This is a genomic window from Embleya sp. NPDC127516 (assembly GCF_044765325.1).
Classification (GTDB): Bacteria; Actinomycetota; Actinomycetes; order Streptomycetales; family Streptomycetaceae; genus Embleya.
The window spans coordinates 17,742-44,330 of sequence record NZ_JBIWJT010000047.1 but is presented as its reverse complement, the minus strand read 5'-3'; the positions used below and the strand labels follow the sequence as shown (position 1 = coordinate 44,330).

The following is a 26,589-nucleotide window of genomic DNA, read 5'->3' as shown; positions in this document are numbered from 1 at the left end:
CGGAGCATCTCACGCCGTGCAGCCCGTCGATCCAGCCAATGTGAGAGCCCGGGTTACCCGGTTTCCGCTCTGCCCTCGGCCCACCATGCTGTCGTCGCGCACACCGCGCGCACCGCGCACACCGCGCGCACCGCGCCGGCGGGTGCCATTGTGCCTCCGAGGCCTGCCCGCCCACGTCGCACCCGCGCATGGGTTCGGTGGCCACGATGGCAGGTGATCAGACGGCCGGGACCGGTCGGGGCGGCAGCGCGGGAGAGCGGTCGGGTGCGCACACCGGCACAACGACCGTTGAATGGCACAGTGCGTTGTCGGAGGCCGACATCGAGTCGATACACCGGCAGATCGATCAGGCGCGGACGCGCTGGTCGCCGGGACTCGACCGGGGAGCGGACGCGTCGACGTTCTTCACGCAACTACTGGACCGCTCGACGCTGCCGTCGAGCGTCAAGGACGCTGCGTACCGACGCGTGAGTCGGCGAGGAATTTTCCTGGACGGCTTGCGTCTCGGGCGCGGCGCCCAAAGCGCCGGCATTGTCGGGATGACCTCGATCGGTCCGGTTGTCGCACAGGTCCGCGCCGAGTACCACGAGCCCCGTGGACCGGTGCTCGCACCCTTCGAGATTCTCTCCACCCCGAACGCGCTGCGCCTGGTGAACGCTCAGTACCCAGGGCTGACGGCTCGGCTGCTCCACCACGAGGACGAACGTCTGATCGTCACGTCATATATCTCCGGTTCACATGCCGCAAGCAACGACGGAATGCGAGTCGACGCCTTGGCGCGTGCCACGATATTGAACAACTTGCCGCGCGCCCTCGCGGACTTGTCCACGCTTCGCGTACCGGCGGAGGTACGTCGACATGGTCGCGTGGACTCGGTGGTCTCGGTGCTCGATCGGGCTGCCCATGTCCGGGCGGTACGGTACCCCTCGAACGATCCGCGGCTCGCCGAGTTCGGGATGACCACCTCCTTGTTCAGTCAACTGCGTGACGACGCGCGGGCGTTCACGAGGCGCAGACCGGGGATTCTGCACAATGACCTCCATTACGGCAATGTGCTTGTGCAGTTCGACTCCGCGGGTGTTCGCCCGACGGGCATCAAACTGCTGGACTTCCAGGGCTTGAGCGAGGGTGATCCAATCCAGGATCTGGCTCTTGCGGCAGTGAAATTCGGCTGCACGCCGAGCGAGATGCGGAGTCTGTCGGACGCTTGGAAGGCCGAAGTCGGGAAATCCGTATCCGCCGATGTCGACCGAGACTTGCCCATCGCCACGGCGGCGTACGGGGCTTCCCAGGCGTCGGTGGTGCTTCCGAATGCCGACCACGCCGTGCGGGGTACCGCCGTCCACCATCGAGCGTCGCTCGACCAGGTCATCGCCCGAAGTACCAGCATACTGAAGCCTCTGATCGGTGCGGTTCTCACCTACGCCGGCGAAACCGCGGACGTGGGGCGCTGGGTCCAGCACCGCTTGGAACGCGCGATTCCACCCAACGCCGCCTTCATCGCTGTCACCGGGATGCAGCCCGCCGTGCAGACTCGGCAGCAGCGTCGTCAAACGCCCGTCCAAGGCCCCGCGTCGATGCCGCCTCATGTGACCGAGATGAAGCGGGACAGCGAGAAGTCATCAGTCGTGCGGCGCTCACGCGAAGTGTGAACACCTACCTACCTGCCGGTGGAACTTCTCCCCGCCGTGGGCGCGGCGCGGCGGGCCCCTCGGGGGATCCGGTTCACCGCGCGGGGTCGACCCAACTCGCCGCCGGCTGCCCCGCCGTGGACTTTCCGGTGACCGCCTCGATGTCCTCGGCAGCCGCGTGGAGCAGTTGATGGGCGAGGTCCGACAGGGCCCGTGCCGCGGCGAGTTCGTCGCCGATCTCCGGGACATCCGGGTCGGCGGGGTGTTTGCGGGCGGCGCCACGGCCCCCCGGTCCGGTGGTGTCGTTGGTGCGCAGCCGCGCCTCCGCATGCGTCATTGCCGTTCCACCACCGTCGGGGTCGTCGACGGCCTTCTCGCTCAGGTAAATGTCCACGGTCCAGTGCCTGGTGGTGGCCATGACGTCCGCCTCCGTCCAGATCGGCATATGACTCGAGAGTCCACCGCGCCGGCGTGGGCTGCCACCGCTCGGTGGTACGCCGAGCCGCCGATCCACTCGGACAGTCGGGATGGGAATCCGGATGGTGGGGCAGGTCTGCGGGCGCACAAGCGGGCAGGCCACAGCCGGAGTCGAGGATCACCGTCTGCCCGTCCGCCCGGTGGCACGCTTTCGGCCGTCGGAATCCCGGGATCCGGCACCGATATCGCGCCGAAGGGCACCCGCGACCCTCCCGTCCACCGAAGAGGTAGATCACGCTTCGCCCTCGTGGACCCTGTGTGCGGTGGCGCGTGCCACGGCAGACCGGTGCCTCGCAGCGGGCACGAAACGCGGGGCCGAGCACGCTCGCCGGCTGGGGCTGGGACGAGGACCGTGTCGCGGCGGTCGTCCTGGTCGTCTCGGAACTGCTGACCAACGCGCACCTGGCACACCGACGGAGAGGTACGACTGGCCCTGCGCCGGACCCGACGCGGCGTACGGCCGTCCGTCACCGACACCGTCACCGCATGCCGACGCGCCGCGACACCGGCCCCGACCACGAGGGCGGCTTCGGCCTGCACATCCTCGACACGGTCACCACCGGCTGGGGCGTCCGGGCACACCGAGCCGGCAAGACCGTCTGGGCCGACATCGACGACCCGACCCCACCACGGACCAGCGCCCCGCGGCCGGTGCGCAGCCGATCCGGCGCCCCTCGATCCGAGCGACCCTACGCCGGGGCCACCCGGCGAGCCTGGCGGCGGCCCCGCCGAGGGACACGACCACGTCGATCGGCGGTAGGGGTGCGACGGCGGGTCGCCCCATCGGCGCGCGGGTGGGCGCCGACGAGGAAGCGGCGGCGAGTGCGCGAAACCTGTCCGACCACGGCGTCGAGCGGCTCGCGCAGGACCTCGCCGTGGTCGGCGACAAACCCCGCGAGTTGACCGCGCTGTGCGAGCGGCTCGCCCGCCTTCCCCAACCCACCATCGTCGTCCGAGCCTGGGACGACCGATACAGCGGACCCGGTCGAGGACCCGGGCCCGAACTCGGCTGGGACCAGGGCGGCCGGGTCGCAGCCCTGGCCCGACTCGCGGTGAACCCACACACCCCGCGCGACGCCGTCATCGGCGTCCTCGAACGACTCCACCCCGCGGAGACCGCCGCCCTCGCCGAAACCGACACCGGGCCAACCAGGTCGGCGAGCTGGTCTCGGCCGTTGACCGAGATGATCTGCCGGGGGCGGAGCAGGGCGAGGGCCTCGTCAATGCGACCCCAGCCCTCCAGCAACTCGACCGCGGCAACAACGGCCGTCCACCGCCCCGTTGCCACATACGGAGCGAGCACCTCCCACGCATCGGCTTCGCCGGTCCGGTCCGGACCGCCTCGCACCACCCGAACCCGCACCACGCGACTCCGGCGGGATCAGCAGCAACCGGCACCGGCCCACCCGCTATCACCGCGGGCTTCAACGCGTCCTCTCGCGCTCGACGAAAGACATAAAGTCACCCCATTCCCACGGCTCCCCGCTCGCACCGCTACCGATCGGCCGTACTGACCCGGCTGTACCACGCGCCTCGTCGTAGTTCCCGGGGAGTACGGCCAGGTGCCATCCCGGGGCCGACGATCCACCGACCCCGATTCCGGGAATCTGGTGCCCGGCCCGGCAGCGCGGCCCCGCCCGAACCGCGAGTCCGGGCGTTTCGATCATCAAGCAGGTTGTCGCACAGGAGAGTTGGGTTTTCATGGCGCGAGGGAAGAAACAGCCTGCGAGCCGTGTGGGCGGTGGCCGGGCGATCGGCCGAGTGATCCCGTGGGCGGTCATAGGCCTGTGGGTGGCCGCGGTCGCCGTACTGGCACAGTTCGCGACCGGCCTGGACAAGGTCAAGTCCGACAAGGTCGTCGACTATCTGCCTTCCGGGGCCGAGTCCACCACGGTCGCCGCGCTGGAGGACAAGCTCCCCGGCGGCGGGGTCAACGACTTCGTCGTGGTCTACCACCGGGCTGCGGGGATCACCGCCGAGGACCGCGCCACGGCCGAGCGTCACCTTGCCGTCCTCGATCGGAAGTACCCCGGCCCACCCACCGACAGTGCTCCGGGCACCCCGGCCGGTGGGAACGGCGCGCAGACCCTCGGCGCCGACGGCGACAAGACCACCGGTGAGGGTGACGGTTCGTCCGGTCGGGTCCAGGGCTCCGGGGACGGCAAGGCCCTGCTGTTCGCCCACTCGGTGGGCACGGCGTCCGGGCAGCCTCCCGAGTACCTGCCCGCGCTGCGCAAGCTTCTGGAGGACCGGCCGGCCGGCCTGGAGACCAAGGTCACCGGCCCGGGCGCCATCGAGGGCGACGTCGACGCGGTCTTCGACGGCATCGACGAAAAGCTGATGATCACCACCGTGATCGTGGTGACCGTCCTGCTCATCCTCATCTACCGGAGCCCGGTGCTGTGGCTGCTCCCGCTACTCGCCGTCGGCTGCGCCACGCTGATCTCGATGGCCGCCGTCCATCTGCTCGCCAAGAACTTCGGCGTGGTCGTCAACGAACAGAGCGCGGCCGTCCTGGTGATCCTGGTCTTCGGCGTCGGCACCGACTACGCCCTGCTCATCGTCGCCCGCTACCGGGAAGTCCTCCAAGCCGAGGCCGACACCGGCCGGGCCATGCTGGTCGCGCTGCGCAGCGCCGGCCCTGCCATCATCGCCTCCGCGGGCACCGTCGCGGCCGGCCTGCTGTGCCTGCTTGCCGCCGACCTCAACAGCACCAGCGGCCTGGGTCCGGTCGGCGCCGTCGGCATCGCCTGCGCACTGACCGCCATGTTGACCCTGTTCCCCGCCCTGCTGCTGGTGCTCGGGCGCTGGGTGTTCTGGCCGAGAGTGCCCAAGGTACTGGCCGCCGGCGTCACCGGCGCCGTTGCCGGGCAGGCCCGCTGGGACAGGTTGGGCGCATGGATCGCCCGCCACAAGGACCTCGCCGCCGTCGGCTCGGTCGTCGTCCTCGGCGCGCTCGCGCTCGGCCTGCTCGGCGGACCCGGCCCCCTGCGCAGCCAGGACCAGTTCGTCAAGACGCCCGACTCCGTCAGCGGTTTCACCCTGGTCACCCGGCATTTCCCGGACATCGGCGGCCGGCCGATCACCGTCATCGCACCGACCGTCAAGAAGGACGCCGTGCTCGAGGCGGCCCAGGGCGTCAAGGGCGTCAGCCAGGTCGTTCCCGGGCGTTCCGGCGCCGAGCATGCCGAGATCACCGTCTTCCCCCAGGACGCTCCCGACAGCCCGGCCGAGCGGCGGACCATCAAGGCTCTGCGCGCGGCGGTCGACAGGGTCGACCCGGCGGCGGCCGTCGGTGGTCCGAGCGCGCAGAACCTGGACACCGCGACGACATCGGCCCGCGACGAGAAGATCGTCATTCCGCTGGTGCTGGTGGTCATCACCCTGATCCTCGGCGCGCTGCTACGAGCCGTCGTGGCGCCTGTGGTACTGATCCTCACCGTCGTGGTCTCCTTCGCCGCCGCGATCGGCGCCTCCACGCTGGTGTTCGAGCACGTCTTCGGCTTCAAGGGCATCGACCCCGGCCTTCCCCTGTTGGGATTCCTCTTCCTGGTCGCCCTCGGCGTCGACTACAACATCTTCCTGATGCACCGCGCCCGCGAGGAGTCCCTCCTGCACGGCACCCGCCGGGGCATCCTGGGCAGCCTCTCCTCGACCGGAGGTGTGATCACCTCGGCGGGCGTGGTGCTCGCCGCGACCTTCGCCGTGCTTGCCACCCTGCCGTTGGTGCCCATGGTCGAACTGGGCTTCCTGGTCGCCTTCGGCGTCCTGGTGGACACTCTGCTGGTCCGTTCGATCCTGGTCCCGGCCGTCGGCCTCCGGCTCGGCTCGAGCCTGTGGTGGCCGAGCGCCCTCGGTCGGCGTACGGACCCCGCGGACACCGACGGGCAGGCGTCCGCCCCGATCGGCCGGGAACGGCAGCTCCGGAACTGATCCGGAATCGAAAAGGCGGTCGAGGGCGTACTCCGGTGCCGCCCTCGATCGCCTTCGATCGCCCGAACGTGCCGGCCCCTGTCCCGAAGGCCCCACCACCGCACCATCCGCACCACCGAGAGCACCACACCACCCGCGTGCGCCGAGCAACCTGACCCGCCGACGGACGGAAGAGACGATGACCACCGACTGGACCGGTCTGCTGCGCACAGCCTTCCGGCTGCGCGACATCGCCGTGGCCGCGGTACTGCTCGCCTACGCGGCCACCGCCCTCGCACTGTCCGATGGCGCGGCCGGCGCAACCCGCGGGCCCGACGTGCTCGCGCTCGTCGTGGTCGGGCTGATGACCGGGGCACTGGCGGTCCGCCGGCGGTTCCCGTTGCCCGTCCTGGTGGTCAATCTCGCCTGCGTGGCGGTCTTCCAACTGCGCGGCTACGCGGACGAACCACCGGTGGTCGCGATACTGATCGCGCTCTACACCGTGGCCGCGGTGGGTGAGCGGCGCCGCTCGGTGAAGGTCGGTGCCGTGGTCGCCGTCCTGGTGCAGGTCATGCTGGTCGGCACCGAACCCCAGATGCACTTCTCGGACGTACTCGACGCGGCGATGATGGTGGTGCTGGCGCTCGCGCTGGGCGAAGCCGTCCGCTACCAGCAGGCCTACCGGGCGGAAGTGGCCGAACGACACGCCCGCGAGGAGGTCCACCGGGCCGAGGAGGCCGAGCGGCTGCTCGGCGAGGAGCGCATACGGATCGCGCGCGACTTGCACGACGTGCTTGCCCACAGCATTGCCGCGATCAACGTGCAGGCCTCCGTAGCCGCCCATCTGCTGGGCCAAGACGCCGAGTTGGACGCGCGGACACGCACACTGCTGCGCAGCACCATGGACACCATCACCGAGATCTCCCGCTCCGGCGTCGCCGACCTGCGGGCCACGCTCGCCGTACTGCGCGGGCACGGCCCGGCCTCCCACGGGCCGTTGCCGGGGCTGGCCCGGCTCGGGGAGCTGGCCGACATGGTAACGGCCACCGGCGCCCGGATCGACGTGGACATCGTGGGATCGGCCCCGCCGCTGCCGGCCGGACACGACGTGACGGCCTTTCGGATCATCCAGGAGGCGCTGACCAACGTCGTCAAGCACGCCAGGGCCCGTAGAGTGCTGGTCCGGATCGAGTACGGCCACGGGCAGGTCGACGTGAGCGTCCGGGACGACGGGGTGGGCCGCGTCCGCCGGCGGGCGGACGCGGGCGCGGGCTTCGGCCTGTTGGGCATGACCGAGCGGGCGCACAGCGTCGGGGGGCGGCTCACCGCGGCCGACCGACCCGATGGCGGATTCGAGGTGGTGGCCGTTTTGCCCCTGCCCGACCACGAGCGGTACCGACCGGCGGCGGCCATGCCGCAGGTCGGATCGCCCGCCGCCGAATGACGCACCGACGCCCGCCATCGGCCGGGCGCCCAACAACCGAGGAGAGGCACGGCATGGACACCATACGAGTGGTACTCGCCGACGACCAGGTACTGGTCCGCGGCGCGCTTGCGTTGCTGGTCGACACCGCGGACGGCATGACCGTGGTCGGTGAGGCGTCCAACGGGCGAGAGGCCGTCGAACTCGCCCGTGCCAACAGGGCGGACGTCGTCCTGATGGATCTGCGCATGCCCGAGATGGACGGCATCCAGGCCACCCGCCTGATCGCCGCCGACGAGGATCTGGCGGGCGTCCGGGTGCTGGTGCTCACCACCTTCGAGACCACGGAGAACGTTCTGGAGGCCCTCCGGGCCGGCGCGAACGGTTTTCTCGCCAAGGACACCAGACCGGCCGAACTCCTCGTCGCCATCCGGACGGTGGCGCAGGGCGAGGCACTGCTCTCCTCCTCTGCCACCGCCTTCGTGATCAACCAGTTGCTCAGCCGCCCCGACCACGCGGCCCATCAGAGCGATCTGGCCGCCCTCACCGACCGCGAGCGCGAGGTTCTGGGCCTCGTCGCGGGTGGTCTGTCCAACCAGGAGATCGCCGAGAGTCTGGTGGTCAGCCCGCTCACCGTGAAGACCCACGTGAGCCGGATTCTGGCCAAGCTCGGCGCCCGGGACCGACCCCAACTGGTCGTCGCCGCGTACGAGTCCGGACTCATCAGGCCCGGCTGGACCAGGCCGGACGCCTCCAGAACGCCTTGAGCGGAGATCGAGCCCCGCCATGGAGGCCATCCATGGCGGCCCCACCGCCCCCTGCCGCCGCACCGACTGCCCACACCACCCCTGCCCCCGGCCGTCCCCGCGGCGACCGGGCCAGGCGGCAGCCCCCGCGCCACCCGGATCCAGGCGCCGGTCACTCACGCGCACGGCGACCCAACGTGTCGCCCGCGCGCCGTCTTGCCCGGGCAGAGGCCGAATACGGGGCCGTGGACGCCGGGTTCTGGACCGGCATGACGCTGGTCGGCTACCTCGGCCGCGCCGTCGTCACCCTGACCCACCCCACCTGCGAGGGTTGGGCTACGACCTGAACGCACCCGTGATCGAGCCGTGCGGGCACTGCTGGGAATCCTGGGCTGGACCCAGCGCAGCGACGACCCTGGCGGATGACGGGTTCGGATTCGCCGGGGGTCCGGTCCGGCGCTCATCGACACCTGCCCGACGTGACACTCTCGGCATCCGGTCGAACGCACCCAACCACCCAGTCACAGGCGCTGATGAACTCGGTTGGAGCAGGGCACGGCCTGCACCTGAATCCCCCGAACTGCAAACCACCGGTGGCCCAACCAAATCTCACCCACGAATGACCCACGGTGCTTCCACCTCGCGCCCTATGCGCGTCGCAGCCCGTGAACGAAGCACCTTGCGTCGCACGGCCCGGCACCCTCCGATCGGCCATCCCCCATTCGGGTGAGGCCCACGCGCTTCGTCACCGAGCCGAGGAGCACCTCGCCCTGCGGCCCGCCCGGCGCTGCGGTGCAGGTCACACGACTGGCGTGCGAGCGGGAGGCTTGTTTCCGTCGGATGCGGGCAGCAGGCGCCCACCACGAATCGCGCAACGCGAGCCCGGCGCGCGCGGACCCGCGGGGTTTATGCGGACACGACCGCGGTGAATCGTGCCGGTTATTGATGGCAAGGAGCTTCTGGTGCGTGTTTCGTTGGGAGTCGAGGAAGAATTCCATATCGTCGGAGCCGACAATCGAAGCCTGGTGCCGGAGGCGCCCGCCCTACTGGGGAAGTTGTCGAGCGACACCTACACCCAGGAGTTCCGGCGGTCCGTCATCGAGACGAACAGCGCCGTCCATCCGACGCTGGACGCGCTGCACCGCGACCTCAGCGAAACCCGTCGCACCCTCGCCGACGCGGCCGACGCCCTCGGTCTGGCCGTCGTGGCCGCCGGCACAGTGCCGCAGGCCCGCGTCGAGGACATCCAGGCCACCGACGAGCGCCGGTACACCGACATGGCCCGGGACTATCGGCTCGTCGCCGACGAGCAACTCATCTGCGGGGCCCAGGTCCATGTCGACGTGCCCGACCGGGACACGGCCGTGCGCGCGGCGGCGCTCGTGTCACCGTGGCTTCCGGTGCTGCTCGCGCTCACGGCCAGTTCGCCGTTCTGGCTCGGCGCCGACACCGGATACGCCAGTTGGCGCACGCTGTTGTGGCAGCGCTGGCCCACGGCGGGACCCATCGGCCACTTCGCGTCGGCCGCCGCATACGACGAAGCCATCGCGGATCTCGTCCGGTCCGGGGTCATCAGCGATCCCGGCATGGTCTATTACGACGTCCGGCCATCCGCTCGGCAGCGCACCCTGGAACTGCGCATCACCGACTCCTGCCCACGCGTGGAGACCGTCGTCCTGGTCGCGGGCCTGTTTCGCGCCCTCGTCGTCGACGCGTGCGAGGCGGTTCGCGAGGACCGCACCGACTGGCCGACCGCCCGCACCGAATGGCTGCGTGCGGCAACCTGGCGCGCGGCCCGCTCCGGACTCGAAGGTGCGCTGATCGATCCGCTCACCCACGAACCGGCGGCCGCCTCCGATGTCGTACACAGCATGCTGACCCGACTGCGGCCCCGTCTGGAAGCCCTGAGCGACTGGACGACCGTGCACCTTCTGGCCCACGAACAACTCGCCTGCGGCAGTGAGGCCCATCGGCTGCGTCGCTACGCGCCCCGCGAGCGTTGGGCCGACGCCGTCGGCGATTTGATCGCCCTCACCCGCGGTGACCGCCCTCCGACCACACACCCGCGACCCGGAACCCGAGCGACCACGAACCGAGGAGACAAGCAATGTGCGGCCTGAGCGGCGAGATACGATTCGACGGCACCAGACCCGACCTCGCCGGCGTCCAGCGCATGACCGACCGCCTGGCACCACGCGGCCCCGACGGCCGCGGCATGTGGTGCCAGGCCGCGATCGCACTCGGCCACCGCCGCCTCCGGGTGATCGATCTGTCCGAACGCGGCGCGCAACCGATGACCGACCCGGAGACGGGCCTGACCGGCGTGTTCAACGGCTGTATCTACAACTACCGCGAACTGCGGGACCGGTTGCGCGGTTTGGGCCACCGCTTCTTCTCCACCTCCGACACCGAGGTGGTCCTCAAGGCGTATCGCGAATGGGGCACCGATTGTGTCGAGCATCTGTACGGCATGTTCGCGTTCGCGATCGCCGAGCACGCGAGCGGTCGCCTCGTGCTGGCCCGCGACCGCCTGGGCATCAAACCGCTCTACCTGGCCCAGGAGCCCGGTCGCTTGCGATTCGCCTCGTCCCTGCCCGCACTGCTCGCCGCCGGCGGCGTCGACACCTCGATCGATCCCGTCGCCCTACACCAATACCTGAGCCTGCACGCCACCGTGGCAACGCCGCACACCATCCTGACGGGTGTGCGCAAGCTCGCCCCCGCCACGATCCGCGTCGTCGAGCCCGACGGCGAGTATCGCGACCACCGCTACTGGCAACCGGACTACACCCGCCGCGCCGAGCACGCCGGCATGAGCGCCGCCGACTGGCGCGACGTTCTCCTGGACTCGCTGCGAACGGCCGTACGACGACGCACCGTGGCCGACGTGCAGGTCGGCGTCCTGTTGTCCGGCGGCCTGGACTCCAGCCTGATCGTCGCGCTCCTCGCCGAAGCCGGCCAGGAAAACCTGGCCACCTTCAGCGTCGGCTTCGAATCCGAGGGAGGTCAAAACGGCGACGAATTCCACTACTCCGACCTCGTCGCCCAGCACTTCGACACCGATCACCACCAACTGCTCGTCCCGTCCGACCGCTTGTCCGCCGCCCTGGACGGTGCCATCGCCGCCATGAGCGAACCGATGGTCAGCCACGACGTCGTCGCGTTCCACCTGCTCTCCGAACAGGTCGCCAAATATGTCAAGGTGGTGCAGAGCGGGCAGGGTGCCGACGAGATCCTCGCGGGCTACCGCTGGTACCCCGACCTCGCCGCCGTACCGCGTGACCACGAACCGCAGACGTACGCCGACGTCTACTTCGACCGATCACACGCCGACCTGTCCCACATGGTGCAACCGCACATGATGGCCAACCACGACGTCTCCACCGAACTCGTCACCACCCACATGGCCACACCGGGCGCGGAGACCGCACTCGACGCGGCCCTGCGCCTGGACACGCACGTCATGATGGTCGACGACCCGGTCAAGCGCGTCGACAACATGACCGCCGACTGGGGCCTGGAAGCACGCGTCCCCTTCCTCGACCACGAATTCGTGGAGCTCGCCGCAGCCTGTCCGCCCGAACTCAAGCTTGCCCAAGGCGGCAAGGGCATCCTCAAGGACGCCGGGCGCCGCGTTCTCCCGGTCGAGGTCGTCGACCGGCCCAAGGGCTACTTCCCACTTCCCGCCATCACCCACATGGCGGGCCCCGTGCTCGCGCGGGTACGCGACGCGCTGTCCTCGCCCCAGGCCGTCGAACGCGGCATCTTCCGTCCCGAATTCGTAGCCGAGCTGCTGACCGCGCCCGACACCCATCGTGCCCGTCGCGGAGCGAACACGCTGTGGCAGGTGGCCCTGTTGGAGATGTGGCTCCAGACCCACGGAATCGAGTGAACACGATGCCCGACCCGCACCGGCCCCGCCCAGGCGAGCGGGGCGGCGACCGGCTTGCCGGGCACGCGCCCGTCGCCATGGCGTTGCCCGACGCGGTCGGGGCACGCGACACCGCTCACCGGTGGACGCGGGCGCACGCCTGCGGCGGCCCGTCAGGTGACCAGACCGGCGAACACGTGGCGTTCGTGTGCGATCGGGCCGGGGTGCCCCAGGTGTGGACCGCGGCCGCCGACACCGACGAGCCGCACCTGCTCGACACCGGCTTTGACCCGGTGAACGAAGTGTCGTGGTCGCCGGACGGACGGTGGATCGCGTACACCGCGACCACCGGCGGAGGTGGACGCACGCGCGTGCTGTGCGTACGCCCGGACGGGTCGGGTCGCCGGGTGCTCGCCGACGCGCCCGCCGGCGGCTCCGCCTACCTGGGATGTTGGACACGCGACGGAAAGGCGGTAGCGGTCACCACCGAATCCGCCACCGCCGACACCCGGGCGGCCTCGGCCGCCTCGTCACCGGCCACGTCCCCCGGTGCCCGCCGCACCGGCGCACGACCGGCGCCCGGTCGGCTGATCCGGGCTCCCGCCGCCGAGCGGGGGGCAGGAGAACGAGCGGGTGAAAGCCTGTCGACCGCCTACCTCGTGGACCCCGACGGCGTCCGCTCGCCCACCCTGATCACCGCCGAGCAGAACGCGGCGACCCTGCGCGTATGCGACGTGTCGCCCGATGGACGCCTGGCCCTGCTGCGCCGCGGGCCGCGCGGGCGGCGCGAAGCGGCGATCGTGTCCACGTCCCGCGCCGAATCGGTGTGCGTCCTGCGTGCGGCGGACGGAGACCCGTGGATCGGCCGGTTCGCCCCCGACGGCCGCACCCTGTGGCTGCGCAGCGACGCCGACCGGGAGTTCGCGGCTTTGCTCCGCGTCGAACTCACCGCCACCGGTTCGCTCGCCCGTACGCACGTCGCCGCCGCACGCGAGGACGCCGACCTGGAGTTGCTGTCGGTCTCCAACGACGGCCGGACGGCTGCACTGTCCTGGAACGAGGGTGGCCGCAGCGAAGCCGAGATCGTCACGCTGCGACGATCGGGGGCCGTCACGCGCCTTCGCACCCTGCCCCTGCCGCACGAAGTGATCACCCGACTGGCACCGGCCGGCACCGACGGTTGGTGGATCGCGCTCTCCGGATCGCGGCGCCGCCCCGGCGTGTGGCGGCTTCGCGCCGAGGCGGTCGGCCCCACCCGCACTCCGTGGTCCTCGCGCGGTGCCGACGTCACGGGGCACGGCACGGCGCCGGTCGTGCCCCAACCGGTGCGGGTGCGCTCCCGGGACGGTCTCTCCTCCACCGGCTGGTACTACCGCTCCCCGGACCGCGACGAGGCCGGCGCCGCGCCGTGCGTGGTGTCGCTCCACGGCGGTCCCGAAGAGGAGGCGCGGCCCGTCTTCGACCCCCTGCATCATCGCCTGCTCGCCCGCGGCATCGACGTGTTCACGCCGAACGTGCGAGGTTCCGCCGGAGCGGGCCGCCGCTTCGTCGACGCCGACCTCGGCCGCGGACGATTCCGCGCCTTCGACGATGTCGCCGACTGCGCGGCACACATCGTCCTGGCCGGATGGGCGGACCCCAACCGGCTTGCGGTGATGGGTCACTCGTACGGCGGATACCTCACCTTCGCCGCCCTGACCTGGTATCCGGAACTGTTTCGCACCGGCATCGCGATCTGCGGCATGTCGGATCTGACGACCTTCTTCGCAGGCACCGAGCCGTGGCTCGCTCGCTCGGCCGCCGTCAAGTACGGTCACCCGCGACACGACCGAGAGCTCCTGCGGGAACTGTCCCCGATGAACCGCCTCGACGCCCTGCGCGTGCCCTTTCTCGCCGTTCACGGCGAACACGACACCAACGTCCCGGCGGACGAATCCCGTCGGATCGTGCGTGCGGCGCGCGAACGCGGCATCCCTGCACGGATCCTGCTCCTCCCCGACGAGGGCCACGAGTTCCTGCACACGGACAGCCGCTTGCGCGCGGGCAACGCCATCGAACACTGGATGTCGCGCCACCTGACGGCCTGAACGCCACCCGGAACGTCACGTGAGGAAAGGTCGCGAACCGGCGTGGACAATCCTGATCACTGAACCAATGACTTCAGGAGACTGCGGCACTGAGCGCGAATCGACGACGCTCTCGTAGCCGTCGTAGCCGTCGTAGCCGTCGTAGCCGTCGTAGCCGTCGTAGCCGTCGGAACCCATGACCTCCCGGCCCGGACTCGGCGCGGACCCAACGGGCGCATGCATCCGTCAAAACGGCGCCACGCACCGCTCCCGAATCGCACCGGGATCCGCCTCTAGCCGGCGGTGCCGGAGAAGCCATCCCGACGGGGCGCTCAGCCTCATGTGGCCACTCGTCCTGCCCACTGTCGCCGAGGCGAGCCCCAGCGGGTGGGATGCGATATCGGCTTCCCGACGCCGGAGCTCGTGGGTTCCGCTACTTCCCATCGTGTCGGTGTTGACGTCGAGGACGCACTCGGTTCCGCGTTGAGTCTCGTGGTCCAGGATGGTGATCCCGGGTGGTGCCGGTCGAAGGCGGAACTTCGGAACCGGTCCGAAGCATGTCCGTGACTTGTGTGGCGGGGTGGGCAAAATGTCGCCCACTCAAGGAAGCGTCCGTAACCCCACGGGTCGTCGGCGGTGACCTTCTTGAAGACGCCCTGCGCGAGGCGGCGATGACACTACCGGTCAGCGACCTCGTGCTTCTGGCCGACCCGCTCAGCAACCCCACCCACGCCGATCAAGGCAGGCGCCGCGCCGAAAGAGGCGACCCGCACCGTCCGGACGTGGCGGCCGACCCGGGGAACACCGGCGCGTGGCCGCCCCCACCGCCCGCGTCCACCGCCCAGGCGTCACCGGAACGGACCTCCTCGACGGCCACGGACAAAGGCATGGCCGCGGGTGCGGGTCTGCGGTGGGCCACCGGGGTCGGCCCGGCCGTATCCGGGCTCGCGCCGGGCAGCGCGATTCCCGCGAGCGTCCGCACACCCCCGTAAGGGCAGCACCCGTGTGACCTGCAGCGGGTGGATCACCGACTACGCCTGATCGGAACCGCTCCGGACCCGCTCCGGCCGCACGCCGGCCGGAGCATCAGGACGCATCCCGCCGAGCGCGGACGCCGTCACAGGCGAACAGTTCCTCCACCGACTCCGTAGCCGGAAAGTCCGGGCATCGAGGGCCGTTGCAGTACGACAACCACCCATTGCCCTGCTTCGCCCGGGAGAAGCTCACATCGGCGGCGAGCACCCGGCGCGCGGCGGCTTACAGTGCCGCGAGCGGACGAGTCCGGGTCCCGAGGCGCCACCGGACACGAGGGGTCCTGTAACACCGGTTGTTGAAGGCGGGCCATCCCGCTTTTTCCATGCCCGGTGGCGCTCTCGTGCGCTCCGCCTCGCTGCGTGGCAGCGAGCGCGTTACGCGACGCTGTACGGCCGTGGACCGCCGATCGCCTCGTTCATTCGCGCGGCCTCGTCGAGCGAACGCTGGACTCCCTTGCGGCTGAACACAGCGAGTTGGAGGGCGAGGCTGTAGACGGCCACGGTGTGGATGCGGTCGCGGATCTCCGTCGTGTTCGCGACCTCCTGCATCTTCACTTCGCCGTTGGCCAGGCGCAGGGCGGTGACGGCGACGGCGAACTCGTGCTCGGCCGGTGCGAGGCAAGCCACCGCCTCGACCTCCCGCCGCACGGTCGCCGGGTTGCACGGGCGCTCGGTGTCGTTCAAGACCTGGCGGGTGTCGTTGTACATCGTGATGAGCACGCCCGCGGCGTACTCCAGTTGGTCCGGCTCCAGGTTCGCGAGGTGCTCGATGATCGCGGCGCGGTCGCGGGCTGCGTAGGCGCGCATCAGGTCGAGTGCCCGCCACGCGGCCTCGTTCATCCGGGGGTCGGTGAGGTGCTGGAAGTGCTGCATCGTGTCTCCGTACGCGATCGGACGTCGGTGTCTGCCGGGGTTCGGGGTCGGGGCACGGCGGCGGTCCGCCCCGGGGCGAGGCGCTCGTCCGTGTCGAGGCGGAAGGTTCCGTACGGGTTGACGTTGGACCGGGACAGCGCGGCGGGGTCGCGCCGCGCTCCTCGTCGCTCAGCTTTTTCGCCCGGCCGGTTCGGCCGCGACCTGCTGCACCGGCAGGATGTCGACGCGCGCGAGCGCGCACCGGAGCGGATCCAGGGGCGGCAACGACGTCTCGGCGTGCTCCTTGCCCCGTCCGGTCAGGGCGCCGTCCCAGCCGTGGTGGAGCACAGCGTTCGCGTTGTTCCGGCTCTCGACGACCTGGAGCCCGCCGTGGATTGGCGGCGCGGGCCGGGGCCGGCCGGATAATCGCACGCGAAGCAGATCATCACGCCGTTGCCTCCGTAGCGGGCGTGGTACTCGGTCGATCATGAGGTCCGAGGACCAGGACCCGAACCTCTTCGAATCCGACGCGCAGACGGCGCCCCGTCCCACCAAGCGGTGTCGCCGGCGACGAAAGTGCCGTTGACCGGCCTGATGACGGCGGCCAAGTCCGGCGCAAGCTCGCTTCTCGGGTTTCAGCCCCGCAGGGTGGCGATGGCCTTCTCGATGCGCCGTCGGCGTGCGGGTGGGGGCCGGGGGTCAGGACGGTGCGGGGGCGGGCGACGCGGCGGCCTCCCAGGCGAAGTCGTCCGCATCGGTGAAGGCGTCGGCGGTGCTGCCGAGGACGATGCGGTGCGAGCCGGTGCCATCGGCGGGGACACCGAGGTCCTTGGCGAGGGCACGGCGCTTGTACAGCGCCAGCGTGAGGGGACCGGCCCCGCCGGGGGTGAACTGGACGTACTTGCCGCCGAAGCTCTTGGCCACGGTCATGCCCCGGCCGACGTAGTCCCGCCTGGTGGCCTTGACGTTCTCGACGCCGATCAGCAGGACGACGTCGTCGACCTCGCGGGTGGCGGGGCCGGTGTCCTTCCTCGCCGAGGTCGCGATCTTCCAGATCGTCCCGTCCGGGGCCTCGACGACGCCGCTGTAGCCCCACAACGACTTCGCGGCGGGCTTCAGCACCGCGGCGCCGGCGTCCACGGCCGCGCCGACGAACGCGTCGACGGTGGACGGCCCGGACACCGTGAGCGCCAGGGTGAAACCGCGGAACCCGGTGGAGTACGCATCGGACGCCCGCAGGCGAATGTACGAGTCCACATCGAACGCACTGTAGAAGCGGCGAGCGGCCTCGAGATCGGCCACCTCGAGGGTGACGGACGCCAGGGACGTGTCGGCTGCGGGGGAAGCGGTGATTGCCATGACCATCACGCTAGGGGCCGCGCGGTGGCCGGGGCTTCTCGATTCCTGACCGGTCTCGCCACCTGCTTCGCCACACACGCCGGCATCCCCTCCACCACGAACGCCGACCCCCCGTCACCGACCGCACCCCCGGCATCGGCAGGGTCGGCCGCCGCATCCGCCGCCCGACGCCGAAAAGCCCCGGGCGGCATACCCACCAACTCGGTGAAACGAGTGGTGAACGTCCCCAGCGACGCACAGCCCACCGCGAAACAGACCTCGGTCACACTGACGTCACCCCGCCGCAGCAACGCCGCCGCCCGCTCGATCCGACGCGTCATCAGATACGAATACGGCGACTCACCGTACGCGGCCCGGAACTGCCGACTCAGATGCCCGGCGGACATGTTCACATCACGGGCGAGCGCCTCCACGTTCAACGGCTGCGCGTACTCCCTGTCGATCCGATCGCGGACGCGGCGCAACCGCGCGAGATCGGCCAGGCGCTGCGCTTCGACGCGCGCACGCCGCCATTCAGGCTTACACATCAGACCCTCCCCCTCGTTCTTTCATTTCCCGTTGCCATCGACGTCTTCGAGCGTTCGGGGTGCCCGCCGAGGGGGGCACCCCGAACGCTCGGTGGTGTGGACCGGCCCGCCGGACCCTACCGGCCGCCGGTCGGACGACTGCCCAACGGCGGCGCGACGCAGTCCGGGCTCATGACCGATTCAACGAGACCCGCACGTGGCCCCGACGGGCGACCGGCAGGGCAGGCACATCCGCTCCGGTGCGCCGCCGCGTTCCTTATGGGTGGTCGCGATGTCGGCCACACGGCCACAGCAATACCCCCACAGCTCAGCGCAGTTCCTGGATGCGGACCAGGTTGCCCGCGGGGTCGCGGAACGCGCAGTCGCGGACGCCGTACGGCTGCTCGGTCGGCTCCTGGACGACCTCGGTATCACCGGCCTGCACCTTCTCGAACGTGGCGTTGAGGTCCGGGGTGGCCAGCAGAATCCAGCCGTAGGTGCCCTTGGCCATCATCTCGGTGATCGTGCGGCGCTCGTCCTCGGTGACACCGGGATCGGCGGCAGGCGGCGCCAGAAGGATCGACGTACCCGGCTGACCGACCGGGCCGACCGTGATCCAACGCATCCTGCCCTGCCCCACATCGCTGCGAACCTCGAAGCCGAGGACGTCGCGGTAGAAGGCGAGCGACGCGTCCGGGTCGTCGTGCGGAAGAGAAGTCGTGTGAATGGTGATGTCCATGGCGAGCAGGCTAGAGCCGGCTCCGTGGACCGCGCTTCTCGATCCCTGATCGATCAGGACACACCTGGACGCTCATGTCACGCGCAGCCCACTCGCTTCCCGCGACGGTGCACCCGATGCCCCGTCAGCCGTCGGCAGCAAGCGGTCCCTTCGAGCCCCGACGGGATCTGATCGACGCGCGCCGCACCGCCGGCATCCCGACCGCCATCGCCTGGACGGCTCCCTCGACCACGAAAACGACTTCGCCAGCGGAGTCTGTTCTCATAGGAAGTGCTTTTTCGGCTCCGGGGTTGCTGTGCCTGGAGCAGCGGCCGATCCCGCTGCCCGGCGAGGACACCGCACCGACCGACGTCGACCAGGTCCTCGACGCCGCACGGCGCCTGGTCGCGGCCGGCGCGGTCGGCCACGACGACGAACACGGCGGGTACCTCGTCGCCCGCTACGACCTCCCCGCCGCGTTCAGGAGATAGTCCCCGGGGCGCGTCGCCGGATCAGTATCGCGGCGAGCGACCCGGGACCCGGACAGCGCGAGTTCGGGTCCTGGCCTGTCAGGGTGGTGAGCAGTTCGATGATCCGGGCGTTCGCGGCACCTGCGGAGCGAGGCGGCGCGTGCCGGGACGGTCCCGGATCGCGCGATCGTCTCGGGGAGGCACCGCCCCGTGGAACCCGTCACCGCGACCCTCGCCGTTCTGGGCGCCGCGGTCGCCCTCGCCGACCGGGCCCTGCGCGGCCGACTGGCCCTGCGTCCGGAACGACAGCGCGAGTCATGCCGGCAGGCGCGCACGTTGCCCGACGGCAGCAGGCTGGTGGATCTGAGCACCGGACTGCTGATCGAAGTCGGTACGCCGCACCCCGGGCCGTCACCGAATACTTCGCCTACGCCCGCGCCCACACCAACCCCCTCGACACCCTGTTCGCCCTGCACCCCACGGACCGCCCTTCGCGCATCCTGGATCCCGCGCCGTCCCGGGCGACCGCCGAAGCCTTCGACCACCGCGGCCAGGCGTTGCGGCTCCTCGGCTACCCCGCGAAGTACGCCCGTGCCCTCGACGCGATCGAGGATGCCTGGGACCGCAAGATCGGCCGCGCGAGCCGGATCGTCCTCGACGCCGGACGTCCCGTTCGCATCCTGCGGAACGGCATCGCGGGGGATGACCTCCGAGACAGAGCGGACGAGCCGGCGTTCGCCGAACTCGACTGGGCGGCGATGCTGTTCGACCACGTGGCCAAGCGGCGGAGCACCACCGAGGACCATCCCCTGGGCGTCCTGCGCGTTCTGGCCCGGCTGCACCGCCACATGACCCGTCTGCGCGATTCCGCGCAGCAGGCAGAGGGAATGGCGGCCAATCACGTTCGTCGGGCGTTCGAGCGGACCGTGGACGTCTCGGGCGAAGACCTCTCAGGGATGGAGTTCACCGACATCCGGGTGCTGGAGAACGTCCTCCGGAGGGACGACACCCGGTGGTCGCCCGTGGTCGCCCGCCTCGTCGGCAGGTCCTCCCGGCTCATCACCGAGGGCGTCTACCACGTGCAGTTCGACGGACTGCACGAATACGAACCCGCCTGGGCGTGACCCGACGAGCCGCCCACGCCTTCGCCTTGGGGTGGGGAACTCGGTGGACGCCGCCCTCACCCGGCTCCGCGCCGACGACTTCGAGGTCCGTGACGAAGACGTCGCCCGGCTCTCGCCGTTCGTGCGCCACCACATCAACGTGCTCGGGCGGTATTCCTTCCAACTCCCCGACCTGCCCGGCGGCCTGCGGTCCCTGCACGACAAGCACGCCACCGACGACGAGTGACCGCGGCCGGCCGGGGAAAGCCGCACCGGGCCTTCCCCGGGCCTGGCTCGTTGACCAGCACAGACCGCACGGTGAACAGGGCGTCGGCGAGAGCGGGGAGAGGGAGATGAGAGAACGCGGAGCAGGCGACCACGGAGGCCCTCGACCCGGCCGATCGGGCGCTCTGCTTCTGGCCCCGATCTACTCATCCGAATTCGCACGTGACGATGACCAGGCAATGGCCTGCTCCCCGGCCGACGATCGCCGCGTCGGTGTCGGCGGTGGTGACCGGCACGCACCATCCGGCCCAGTGCCCGCCGGACAAGGTCAGCGACTCGTCCTCGGGGACAGGCCTTCCGCGTGGATCATGACGCAGGCCATAGCCGCCGTTGGATCGCCAGTCGGCGTCAGGGCCCAGCAATTCCGCCAAGTCGTGCGCCAGCGCGCCTGCTCTCGCCGCCCTGGCGTCCCCGTCGTCCTTCGGCGGCTTGTTGATCAACGTCGCCTGGATCCACAGGGCGGCGTCTTCGACGGGGACCTTGCGGCCCAGTGCGGCGTTCATCGCGGCCGGGTTTCGCGGGCGGACGTCGTAGGGGTACTTGGACGGCGTGCACTGGAGCAGGCCGCTGGGTTGCAGTGCATCCCAGCACGCCTCGCCGTGCGTTCGCGGGCCGTCCGGAAGCAAGGCGACGATCCGATGCGGTTCGTCTGCCCATGCGTTCAACCGCTCGCCTATCGCGGCTGGGGCCAGGGGTGTGCTCGGCTTGTCCATGAGTTCATCCTCCACCGCGGGCATCGTGGTGGGTATCGCGGCGACGGGAGCCGGCCCAGTCCTGCGCGTTATGGATGCCGGACGGCTTGCTCACACCGGCCGCGACCACGGACGTCGTCGACCACGCGCGCATGTCCCGCATAGTCGCGGCACGGCGAACTCCGGCCGCGCATTCACAGACGGCTGCTGGTCCGCGGAGCTGATGGCGCTGCTCGACGAGGCCGAGCACCGGCAGGGTCAGCGGCGCGCGTCACCGGGCGCGTGCAGGCTCGTCGGTTCCGCGATCGCCTCGGGGGACGGCTTGAAGTAGCGGCGGACGTTTTTCGGCTTCTTGTGCCGGGACTTCGCCATCAGCATCAGCAGGGAGGCGCCCTGCTCACCGAGATGGGTCAGGGCGGAATGGCGGTACTCGTGCAGGTCCCAGCCCGTTCCAGGACCGCGCGCTGCCGGTGTGCTCGTCCAGCAGGGCGCGAGCCTGGCCGTAGGAGGGGCGAGCCAGGCCGGTGTCCGGGCACACGTCGCGCGGGTTGACGACCTTCCCCGGGCCGGGGCGGCGGTGGGTCACGAATACCGGGCCGTGGGTGCGGCCGCGCAGCGGCCGGGGCAGAAGCCGGGCGGTGCCGGCGTCCCAGGAGACGGTCTCCAGCACACAATCCTCGCGTGCCTGGCCCCGGCGGCGAGCCTTGCTTCGGGCGCCCTTGGCCTTGACGGGGCAGCGGCGAGCGGCGAGGTCCAAGTCCTCGATGTCCGCACCGAGGATCTCCTCCGCCGGCGGTTTCGTAGAGCATCCGCCACAGCGTCTTCTCCCGCAGATGGACCTCGCCGCCGCCGCGCTCGAAGACGGCCGGATCGACGACCACCTGCCACACGTCGCCGCCTACCTCACCGGCGTGGCCCTCGGCATGACCATGGAGGCCACGGGCTGGTTCGCCGACGGATCCCCTGCGGCCGAGCAACTGGTGATCGAGGCCCGACGGTTGCAATACACCGCCGCCCGACTTCGCGAACTCGCCCCCCCCGGGCCGCACACGACGGCCACCGGGCCTGACCGCGACCCCGCGACCCCGCGGCCCGCCGAATCCTCGGCGCGGGCCGCGCGGCGGGACGTCGGTCGACCACCCGTGCCGAGGACCGCTATACGGCACAGCCGCAGTGGGCGTACTCCCGAACGTCCCGAACGCCGGCGAACTTCCGGTCGGCGTCCGCGACGTCCCGTCCGGTGATCGACGCGCCGGCGTCGAGGGAAAGCGTCAACGGCGGCGGTGGTTCGGCCGGCCGCCGGGACGGAAGGCCCGTCACCGCGTACGCATCGACCATGAACGCGTACCCGCCGGGATCGCGCACCTGGTCCGATTGCACACGTATCCGCTCCTCCCAGCGTTGCACCTTGGGAGCCTGGCCCGGGGGGGGTCAACGTGTGGGCCGGGACGTTCACGCGCGGGGTGGTCGGGGTGGGCGCGGGGGTGGTTGCCTGGGCCGGGCGTTCGCGCAGCGGCAGGCCGGCGGTGAGTGCCACCAGGCAGGCGGTCGGGCCGTGGACGCCGAGGGCCGTGGCGGCGGAGCCGTCGTTGCTCAGCACGATCGTCATGTCGCCGGCCGGGATGAAGGTCATGGCGAGCATCGTCCAGCCCAGTGCCCAACGACTTCCAAACCCAACCACCAGGGGTCACATCGTTCTCTTTTACAGACCCCGGGGCGCCGGGTCAGCGGCTTGAGTGCGGGGCCTGTGTGCGCGTTGCCGTGGGGAAGGTGTCGGTCAGTATTTGGAGGAGATCGCGTCCGCGGGCGGGGCCTCCTTTCATGCGGCCGTCGAGCATGAGGCTGACGAGGCCGTGCATCTGGGCCCAGAGCAGGTCGGTGGCCGCGTCGTCGTCGTAGGCGGTGGCGGGGTGGTCCGCTGCCGCCGTCTTGACCGCGGTCTTGAGGACCTCGAAGCATCGGGCCGCCGAGGGTGGGGCGTCCGGGGTCCCGAACGGGACGTCGGGAAGGCTGTGCATGAGCCGGTACAGGTGCGGGTTGCCGGAGGCGAACTCCCAGTAGGCGGCGGCGATCGGGCCCAGTGCGCTCGTGCTGCCGTGTGGGAGTTCGGGGCTTTGGGCTCGGCCCAGGCGGTCGGCCAGTTCGGCGAAGCCGACGTCGAGGAGTCCGATCAGGAGCGCCTGCTTGTTGGCGAAGGACTGGTAGAGGATCGGTGCGGTGTAGCCGACCCGGTCGGCGACCGCGCGCATGGTCACCTTCTCGAAGCCGCCGGACTCGTCTGCGATCTCCCGGGCAGCCGTCAGCAGTTCGGTACGCAGTTGGTGCCTGGCCCGGGCCCGCTGGTCCGCCGTGCCCTTGATCCTGTACTGCCCCGCCGGCATTCGCTGCTCCTCGTCCTCGCTTTCCAACGATGTTAGACAAGCCGGAGAGGATGATCTACTCTCGAAATCTAACGTTGTTAGAAAACGGGGGAACCATGCGTGCACTCGTCACCGGTGCGTCCGGAACGATCGCAAGCGCGGTCACGCGGTCACTGCTGCGGCAGGGCCACGCAGTCGTCGGGACCACCACCTCAGGTGGCCGTTCCCCCACGCCGGAGGGCGTCGAGACGTTCGCCGCGGACCTCTTCGAGGCCGGTGCGCCGACCGATGGGCAGCGTGGACGCCGCCGTGCACGCGGCGTCGAGGAACGACGAACGGGCGGGCGAACTCGACCGAATAGCGGTCGGCGCCCCGGTCGAGGCGTTCACGGGAACGACAGGCCGCTGGTCTACACCGGCGGCCTGTGGCTGCGCGGGAATGTGGGGTCGACGCCGTTGACCGCGGACTCTCCGCTCGCCCCGCCGATGGTGGTGGCCTGGCACCCGGCGCTCGAGGAGATCCTCGTCGAGGCTGCGTCGAGGCGAGTGCGTACCGTCCGGATCCGACCCGGCCTGGACTACGGCGGGGCGGGCTACGTTCCGCTGCTCCTGCCTCCCCAGGACACAGACGACGGAAGGGTCGTGCGGCACTTCGGCGACGAGTCGAATCGATGGGCGGTGGTCCACGCCGACGATCTCGGCGACCTGTACGCCCCGGCGGTGGAGCGCGCCCCGGCCGGCTCCGTCCACCTCGGCGCGAACGAAGAACCCGTGCCGGTGCGGGACGCCGCCAAGGCCGCGGCCGACAAGCACGGCGCACAGGTTCAGCACTGGAACCCGGCCGACGCACAGCGGTGTTGGAACGTCATGGGCGAGGCACTCATGGTGGACCGGGCCGCGAGCAGCGCCAAGGCGCGCGCCGAACTCGCATGGGACCGACCCGGCACAGCCTCCTCGACCAACCCACCGCGGCATGACCACATCCACACCCTGCCGCCGCGACCTGCGTCCCGTGCCGACCGCGGAAAGGCGACACGACACATGAACCACCGACCGGTACCGCCATCGCCGCATTCCGGATCAAGGGGTAACGCATGAGCGCCACACAAAGGCGTAGAGGGCCCAACATCGAACTCGAGGCGTTGGTCTTCCTGTTCGGCATCGTCATGTTGGTGGCGCTGCACGTGATGGCGTGGTTGGCGGCGTCGTGGGGTGGGGGGCCGTCCGAGCATCCCGGTCCGAATCCGCTCGTCCTGGGCGTGCGTCTGATCATCGGCGACTACCGATGGCCGGGTGCCCTGGCGACTGTCTTCCTGCTCGTCGAGGTCCTCGGAGCACTCGTCCTGGCGATGATCGGGTGGTCGGTGCGGAGCAAGTCCAGGGGCAGTCGCGAGCGGATCGACATGGCCAACCGCTACCTGGCCTCGCCCAAGGAACTACGACCGTCCCTGACGCCTCAGGTGAGGCGTACGGCGGAGAAGCTCGGCGTCGCCAAGGGGACCACGCCGGGTGTGTTCATCGGCCGGACGGTGCGGGGCGGGGACGAACTGTGGGGTTCGTGGGAGGACATGCACGTCGACATCTGGGGTCCGCGTACCGGTAAGACCGCAACCAGGGCCATCCCGAACATCGTCGCGGCGCCGGGCGCGGTGGTCGTCACCTCCAACAAGCGCGACGTGGTCGACGCCACGCGTGGCATTCGCGAGGCCAAGGGCACGGTCTACATCTTCGACCCGCAGAACCAGGCGGGCGGCAAACCGGTGTTCTGGTGGAACCCGCTGTCCTACGTCGAGGACAGCATCGTCAAGGCCGTCAAACTCGCCGCCCGCTTCGTCTCCGCCAACCGCCAGGACCACGCGCGCAGCGACGCCTACTTCGAACCCGCCGCCCAGGACCTGTTCGCCAACCTGCTCCTGGCGGCCTCGATCGACAGGCGTCCGATCACCCAGGTGTACGTGTGGTTGACCCGCCCCACCGACGACACACCGGTACGGATCCTGCGCGACGCCGGCCACCGTCTCCCGGCGGAGGCCGTCGAGTCCGTGATCGGCCAACCGGACCGGCAGCGCGCCGGGGTCTACGGCACCGCGATCCAGATGGCCTCGTTCCTGGTGGCCGAGAACATCAACGAATGGGTGACACCGGGCAGCGACCCCTCACGACCCGAGTTCGACTTCAAGGCGTTCGTCCGCTCGCCCTCGGACACCCTCTACCTGCTGTCCGAGGAAAGCAACAAGATCGCCTCCCCGCTGGTGATGGCGCTGACCACGATCCTGGCCGAGGAAGCCGGGAACTACTCCCGCGACTCGCCCAACGGGCGGCTCCCGATCCCGGCGCTCTTCGTCCTGGACGAGGCCGCGAACGTCTGCCCCTGGAAGGCGCTTCCCGACAAGTACACCCACTTCGGTTCGCGTGGCGTCATCGTGATGGTGATCCTCCAGTCCTGGGCCCAGGGGGTCTCGGTGTGGGGCGACAACGGCATGCAGAAGTTGTGGGGTTCGGCGAACATCCGGGTCTACGGAGGCGGCGTCTCCGACGTGTCGTTCCTGGAGAACCTGGCCAAGTCCGCCGGTGTCTTCGAACCGCGAACGACCAGCACCAGCCACAAGTTCGGCGACCACCGCGGCATCAGCCGGGCCTCCCGGCCGGAGGCCGTGCTGGACGCGGCCGACCTGATGTCGATGCCCCGCGGCCGGGCCTTCGTCCAGATCAGCGGCTCGCGCCCCACACTGGTGCGCACCGTGCCGTGGTGGGAGACCGAGTACGCGGACGACATCCGCCGCTCCATCGCCACCTACGACCCGGCACACGCACTGGCCACCACGCCGGCCTAGTGCCAGGTTCCGCTTTGGGCAGGTAAGTAGGTTTCAAACAGTGGTATTTCGGCTGCCCGGGGGCGAGTGTGGTGCCGAAGTTTCTGATGGCCCGTCGACCCGTGGACGGGGACGAGGAGAAGAGGGTCCAGCGGTTGGGCCCGCTCCGGCGCCCCGAGTTCACGGTCTCGGCGGCGTATGGGTCGGACCGGGGAGGTTGGACACACCTGCGTCGGGCGCGTGGTGGGATCGGTGCGGGTCCTGTTGCTACG

Annotated in this window: 22 protein-coding genes and 3 pseudogenes; 13 read left to right on the top strand and 12 right to left on the bottom strand. The window is 70.4% G+C overall.

What is annotated here, in order from left to right; genetic code table 11:
* Positions 1-206: 206 nt before the first annotated feature.
* Entirely contained in the window at positions 207-1,652 is a 1,446-nt protein-coding gene (locus tag ACIRL2_RS47335; protein ID WP_402241338.1) for a phosphotransferase family protein, read from the top strand.
* A 73-nt stretch (positions 1,653-1,725) separates the two neighbouring features.
* Here ACIRL2_RS47335 and ACIRL2_RS47330 read toward each other — a convergent pair whose 3' ends face one another.
* Positions 1,726-2,076, bottom strand: a complete 351-nt coding sequence (locus ACIRL2_RS47330) for a DUF1876 domain-containing protein (protein ID WP_402241335.1) — start codon at positions 2,074-2,076, stop codon at positions 1,726-1,728.
* A 1,733-nt stretch (positions 2,077-3,809) separates the two neighbouring features.
* Here ACIRL2_RS47330 and ACIRL2_RS47325 point away from each other — a divergent pair.
* From ACIRL2_RS47325 to ACIRL2_RS47300, 6 genes are all read left to right on the top strand, one after another.
* Entirely contained in the window at positions 3,810-6,041 is a 2,232-nt protein-coding gene (locus ACIRL2_RS47325) for an MMPL family transporter (RefSeq protein WP_402241332.1), read from the top strand.
* 178 nt (positions 6,042-6,219) lie between these two features.
* Entirely contained in the window at positions 6,220-7,464 is a 1,245-nt protein-coding gene (locus tag ACIRL2_RS47320; protein ID WP_402241330.1) for a sensor histidine kinase, read from the top strand.
* 53 nt (positions 7,465-7,517) lie between these two features.
* Positions 7,518-8,210 carry a response regulator gene (locus ACIRL2_RS47315; protein ID WP_402241328.1) on the top strand — a complete coding sequence of 231 codons (693 nt, stop codon included), beginning with the start codon at positions 7,518-7,520 and terminating at the stop codon, positions 8,208-8,210.
* 941 nt (positions 8,211-9,151) lie between these two features.
* On the top strand, positions 9,152-10,309 hold the full coding sequence (locus ACIRL2_RS47310) for a glutamate--cysteine ligase (RefSeq protein WP_402241326.1): 1,158 nt from the start codon (positions 9,152-9,154) through the stop codon (positions 10,307-10,309).
* Positions 10,297-12,081: an N-acetylglutaminylglutamine amidotransferase gene (locus ACIRL2_RS47305; protein WP_395861777.1), complete on the top strand. Its 1,785-nt coding sequence runs from the start codon at positions 10,297-10,299 to the stop codon at positions 12,079-12,081. Before ACIRL2_RS47310 ends, ACIRL2_RS47305 begins: the two co-directional genes overlap by 13 nt.
* A gap of 5 nt (positions 12,082-12,086) precedes the next feature.
* Positions 12,087-14,147 carry a S9 family peptidase gene (locus ACIRL2_RS47300; RefSeq protein ID WP_402241323.1) on the top strand — a complete coding sequence of 687 codons (2,061 nt, stop codon included), beginning with the start codon at positions 12,087-12,089 and terminating at the stop codon, positions 14,145-14,147.
* Between the two features lie 15 nt (positions 14,148-14,162).
* On the opposite strand, the gene ACIRL2_RS47295 is transcribed toward ACIRL2_RS47300, so the two are convergent.
* Positions 14,163-14,324: a hypothetical protein gene (locus ACIRL2_RS47295; protein ID WP_402241321.1), complete on the bottom strand. Its 162-nt coding sequence runs from the start codon at positions 14,322-14,324 to the stop codon at positions 14,163-14,165.
* A 473-nt stretch (positions 14,325-14,797) separates the two neighbouring features.
* On the opposite strand from ACIRL2_RS47295, the gene ACIRL2_RS47290 reads away from it, so the two are divergent.
* Complete coding sequence (locus tag ACIRL2_RS47290) at positions 14,798-15,118, top strand: hypothetical protein (RefSeq protein ID WP_402241318.1); 321 nt, start codon at positions 14,798-14,800, stop codon at positions 15,116-15,118.
* 417 nt (positions 15,119-15,535) lie between these two features.
* Here the strand turns inward: ACIRL2_RS47290 and ACIRL2_RS47285 are convergent, their stop codons facing one another.
* The 5 genes from ACIRL2_RS47285 to ACIRL2_RS47265 all read right to left on the bottom strand — a co-directional run bounded on the left by ACIRL2_RS47285 (position 15,536) and on the right by ACIRL2_RS47265 (position 18,616).
* The gene (locus tag ACIRL2_RS47285) at positions 15,536-16,033 is read right to left on the bottom strand and encodes a hypothetical protein (protein ID WP_395861772.1); all 498 of its coding nucleotides are present in this window, start codon (positions 16,031-16,033) and stop codon (positions 15,536-15,538) included.
* Positions 16,034-16,201: 168 nt separating this feature from the next.
* Complete coding sequence (locus ACIRL2_RS47280; protein ID WP_402241315.1) at positions 16,202-16,444, bottom strand: hypothetical protein; 243 nt, start codon at positions 16,442-16,444, stop codon at positions 16,202-16,204.
* 267 nt (positions 16,445-16,711) lie between these two features.
* On the bottom strand, positions 16,712-17,377 hold the full coding sequence (locus ACIRL2_RS47275) for a glyoxalase (RefSeq protein ID WP_402241314.1): 666 nt from the start codon (positions 17,375-17,377) through the stop codon (positions 16,712-16,714).
* Positions 17,377-17,898: a helix-turn-helix transcriptional regulator gene (locus tag ACIRL2_RS47270; protein ID WP_402241312.1), complete on the bottom strand. Its 522-nt coding sequence runs from the start codon at positions 17,896-17,898 to the stop codon at positions 17,377-17,379. The genes ACIRL2_RS47275 and ACIRL2_RS47270 overlap by 1 nt, the downstream gene beginning before the upstream one ends.
* A gap of 307 nt (positions 17,899-18,205) precedes the next feature.
* A complete protein-coding gene (locus ACIRL2_RS47265; protein WP_395861761.1) occupies positions 18,206-18,616 on the bottom strand; it encodes a VOC family protein in 411 nt (136 codons plus the stop codon).
* A gap of 290 nt (positions 18,617-18,906) precedes the next feature.
* Here ACIRL2_RS47265 and ACIRL2_RS47260 point away from each other — a divergent pair, with 290 nt between their 5' ends.
* From ACIRL2_RS47260 to ACIRL2_RS47250, 3 genes and pseudogenes are all read left to right on the top strand, one after another.
* On the top strand, positions 18,907-19,086 hold the full coding sequence (locus ACIRL2_RS47260; RefSeq protein ID WP_402241309.1) for a hypothetical protein: 180 nt from the start codon (positions 18,907-18,909) through the stop codon (positions 19,084-19,086).
* A gap of 296 nt (positions 19,087-19,382) precedes the next feature.
* On the top strand, positions 19,383-20,189 hold the full coding sequence (locus ACIRL2_RS47255) for a hypothetical protein (protein WP_402241307.1): 807 nt from the start codon (positions 19,383-19,385) through the stop codon (positions 20,187-20,189).
* Between the two features lie 43 nt (positions 20,190-20,232).
* Positions 20,233-20,415: pseudogene (locus tag ACIRL2_RS47250) on the top strand (Tn3 family transposase); the annotation flags it as partial.
* Positions 20,416-20,599: 184 nt separating this feature from the next.
* Here ACIRL2_RS47250 and ACIRL2_RS47245 read toward each other — a convergent pair.
* The 5 genes and pseudogenes from ACIRL2_RS47245 to ACIRL2_RS47225 all read right to left on the bottom strand — a co-directional run bounded on the left by ACIRL2_RS47245 (position 20,600) and on the right by ACIRL2_RS47225 (position 23,526).
* A complete protein-coding gene (locus tag ACIRL2_RS47245) occupies positions 20,600-21,190 on the bottom strand; it encodes a hypothetical protein (protein WP_402241305.1) in 591 nt (196 codons plus the stop codon).
* A gap of 213 nt (positions 21,191-21,403) precedes the next feature.
* A pseudogene (locus ACIRL2_RS47240) lies at positions 21,404-21,987 on the bottom strand (site-specific integrase); the annotation flags it as partial.
* 313 nt (positions 21,988-22,300) lie between these two features.
* Positions 22,301-22,525 carry a hypothetical protein gene (locus ACIRL2_RS47235; protein WP_402241375.1) on the bottom strand — a complete coding sequence of 75 codons (225 nt, stop codon included), beginning with the start codon at positions 22,523-22,525 and terminating at the stop codon, positions 22,301-22,303.
* 151 nt (positions 22,526-22,676) lie between these two features.
* Positions 22,677-22,826 (bottom strand): annotated as a pseudogene (locus ACIRL2_RS47230) (DUF4267 domain-containing protein); the annotation flags it as partial.
* Between the two features lie 43 nt (positions 22,827-22,869).
* A complete protein-coding gene (locus ACIRL2_RS47225) occupies positions 22,870-23,526 on the bottom strand; it encodes a TetR/AcrR family transcriptional regulator (protein WP_402241303.1) in 657 nt (218 codons plus the stop codon).
* A gap of 50 nt (positions 23,527-23,576) precedes the next feature.
* On the opposite strand from ACIRL2_RS47225, the gene ACIRL2_RS47220 reads away from it, so the two are divergent.
* Together ACIRL2_RS47220 and ACIRL2_RS47215 are read left to right on the top strand one after the other, a co-directional pair.
* On the top strand, positions 23,577-24,602 hold the full coding sequence (locus ACIRL2_RS47220) for a hypothetical protein (RefSeq protein WP_402241301.1): 1,026 nt from the start codon (positions 23,577-23,579) through the stop codon (positions 24,600-24,602).
* On the top strand, positions 24,599-26,338 hold the full coding sequence (locus ACIRL2_RS47215) for a TraM recognition domain-containing protein (RefSeq protein ID WP_395861747.1): 1,740 nt from the start codon (positions 24,599-24,601) through the stop codon (positions 26,336-26,338). Before ACIRL2_RS47220 ends, ACIRL2_RS47215 begins: the two co-directional genes overlap by 4 nt.
* Positions 26,339-26,589 lie beyond the last annotated feature (251 nt).

What these genes read in the sequence shown, in the direction of transcription:
- ACIRL2_RS47335 (WP_402241338.1), top strand. Translation starts at nt 207, where the DNA reads ATGGCAGGTGATCAGACGGCCGGGACCGGTCGGGGCGGCAGCGCGGGA.
- ACIRL2_RS47330 (WP_402241335.1), bottom strand. Translation starts at nt 2,076, where the DNA reads ATGCCGATCTGGACGGAGGCGGACGTCATGGCCACCACCAGGCACTGG.
- ACIRL2_RS47325 (WP_402241332.1), top strand. Translation starts at nt 3,810, where the DNA reads ATGGCGCGAGGGAAGAAACAGCCTGCGAGCCGTGTGGGCGGTGGCCGG.
- ACIRL2_RS47320 (WP_402241330.1), top strand. Translation starts at nt 6,220, where the DNA reads ATGACCACCGACTGGACCGGTCTGCTGCGCACAGCCTTCCGGCTGCGC.
- ACIRL2_RS47315 (WP_402241328.1), top strand. Translation starts at nt 7,518, where the DNA reads ATGGACACCATACGAGTGGTACTCGCCGACGACCAGGTACTGGTCCGC.
- ACIRL2_RS47305 (WP_395861777.1), top strand. Translation starts at nt 10,297, where the DNA reads ATGTGCGGCCTGAGCGGCGAGATACGATTCGACGGCACCAGACCCGAC.
- ACIRL2_RS47300 (WP_402241323.1), top strand. Translation starts at nt 12,087, where the DNA reads ATGCCCGACCCGCACCGGCCCCGCCCAGGCGAGCGGGGCGGCGACCGG.
- ACIRL2_RS47295 (WP_402241321.1), bottom strand. Translation starts at nt 14,324, where the DNA reads ATGGGTTCCGACGGCTACGACGGCTACGACGGCTACGACGGCTACGAC.
- ACIRL2_RS47290 (WP_402241318.1), top strand. Translation starts at nt 14,798, where the DNA reads ATGACACTACCGGTCAGCGACCTCGTGCTTCTGGCCGACCCGCTCAGC.
- ACIRL2_RS47285 (WP_395861772.1), bottom strand. Translation starts at nt 16,033, where the DNA reads ATGCAGCACTTCCAGCACCTCACCGACCCCCGGATGAACGAGGCCGCG.
- ACIRL2_RS47275 (WP_402241314.1), bottom strand. Translation starts at nt 17,377, where the DNA reads ATGGTCATGGCAATCACCGCTTCCCCCGCAGCCGACACGTCCCTGGCG.
- ACIRL2_RS47270 (WP_402241312.1), bottom strand. Translation starts at nt 17,898, where the DNA reads ATGTGTAAGCCTGAATGGCGGCGTGCGCGCGTCGAAGCGCAGCGCCTG.
- ACIRL2_RS47265 (WP_395861761.1), bottom strand. Translation starts at nt 18,616, where the DNA reads ATGGACATCACCATTCACACGACTTCTCTTCCGCACGACGACCCGGAC.
- ACIRL2_RS47255 (WP_402241307.1), top strand. Translation starts at nt 19,383, where the DNA reads ATGCCGGCAGGCGCGCACGTTGCCCGACGGCAGCAGGCTGGTGGATCT.
- ACIRL2_RS47245 (WP_402241305.1), bottom strand. Translation starts at nt 21,190, where the DNA reads ATGCCCGCGGTGGAGGATGAACTCATGGACAAGCCGAGCACACCCCTG.
- ACIRL2_RS47225 (WP_402241303.1), bottom strand. Translation starts at nt 23,526, where the DNA reads ATGCCGGCGGGGCAGTACAGGATCAAGGGCACGGCGGACCAGCGGGCC.
- ACIRL2_RS47220 (WP_402241301.1), top strand. Translation starts at nt 23,577, where the DNA reads ATGATCTACTCTCGAAATCTAACGTTGTTAGAAAACGGGGGAACCATG.
- ACIRL2_RS47215 (WP_395861747.1), top strand. Translation starts at nt 24,599, where the DNA reads ATGAGCGCCACACAAAGGCGTAGAGGGCCCAACATCGAACTCGAGGCG.